1 protein-coding gene is annotated in these 1,483 nt (G+C 70.5%); it reads left to right on the plus strand.

All coding sequences use genetic code 11. The annotated features are described in order from the left end of the window. The coding region (locus tag B1964_RS00805) for an ATP-binding cassette domain-containing protein (protein ID WP_079928434.1) at positions 1–1,483 on the plus strand (1,483 nt) is incomplete at both ends.

Genomic DNA, 1,483 nt, shown 5'->3' on the forward strand with positions numbered 1-1,483 from the left:
GTCGTGGCCGCGGTGACCGTGCTGATCCTGCTGATCCTCAAGCCCCTGCGCGAGCTGGTGCTGGCCGCGTTGTCCAACTCCCTCGAGGGCGCGGCCCGGTGGATCGGGAAGATCCCGTCGATCGGGGACGGAATCGCCCACGGACTCACCAGCTTCCGCACCAGCATCGTCGACTGGTGGTGGTTGTGGATTCTGGTGTCGGGGGCGGTCGGCACCTTCCTGACCATCGTGGTGGCCTGGTGGATTCTGGGCGCGGTGATCGAGCGGCTCTCCGACGTGCCCAGCGAGGACACCCTCGACGCCGGTGACGCGGAGGTCACCATCGGTGACGACACCGTCATCGCCCCCTTGCCGATGACCCTGCGCGACGTCGAGTTCTCCTACGAACCCGGCGGTCGGCGCATCCTGCGCGGCATCGACATGACCATCGAGCCGGGCGAGTTCATCGCCGTTGTCGGCGCCAACGGATCGGGCAAGTCGACGCTGGCCAAGATCCTGGCCGGACGACATCCGTCGGCGGGCACCCTGACCCGTCCGGGTGCTGCGGGCCTCGGTCGCCTCGGCGGTACCGCCATGGTGTTGCAGCGCCCGGAGACGCAGATGCTGGGCTCCCGGGTCGCCGACGACGTCGTCTGGGGTCTGCCCGCGGGCGCCGACGTCGACGTCGAGGCGCTGCTCGCCGAGGTGGGACTGGCCGGCCTCGGTGAACGCGAGACCTCGGATCTGTCCGGCGGTCAGCAGCAGCGCCTGGCCATCGCCGGGGCGTTGGCCCGCAATCCCGCGTTGCTCATCGCCGACGAGGTGACCTCGATGGTCGACCCGCAGGGCCGCGAGGAGATCATGGCGCTGCTCACCGCGTTGCCGCGCACCCGCGGCGTCGCCGTCGTGTTGATCACCCACCGTGCCTCGGAAGCCTCGGCCGCCGACCGCGTCGTGCACATCGTCGACGGTCGGGCGGTCCCCGAATCGCCGACGTGGTTCCCCGCCGCCGGACCGGGCGGCGAGGCGCGGCCGGAGACCGTCGGTGAGACCCACGCGATCGGCCATCGCGCGCCGCTGTTGCGGCTGACCGACGTCGGGCACACCTATCTCGCGGGTTCGCCGTGGGAGGTACGGGCCCTGAGCGCGGTGTCGTTGACGGTCGATCGTGGTGACGGCCTGCTGATCGTCGGTGGAAACGGTTCGGGGAAAACAACTCTCGCGTGGATCATGGCCGGACTCATCGCGCCGTCGGAGGGCACGTGCGAACTCTCCGACGACGGTGACTGGGCCAAGGTCACCGGCAAGGTCGGTGAGGTGGGGCTGGCCTTCCAGCACGCGCGCCTGCAGATCCAGAAGCAGAACGTCGGCGAGGAGATCATGGCCGCCGGCGGTGAGAAGGTCGGTACCACCGAGGTGGCGCGGGCCCTGGAGTCGGTGGGACTGCCGCGTTCGATCGCCGCCGCCCGCACCGACTCGCTCTCGGGCGGTCAGATGCGCCGGG

The sequence above is a fragment of the Gordonia sp. i37 genome, assembly GCF_002043085.1.
Taxonomy (GTDB): Bacteria; Actinomycetota; Actinomycetes; order Mycobacteriales; family Mycobacteriaceae; genus Gordonia; species Gordonia polyisoprenivorans.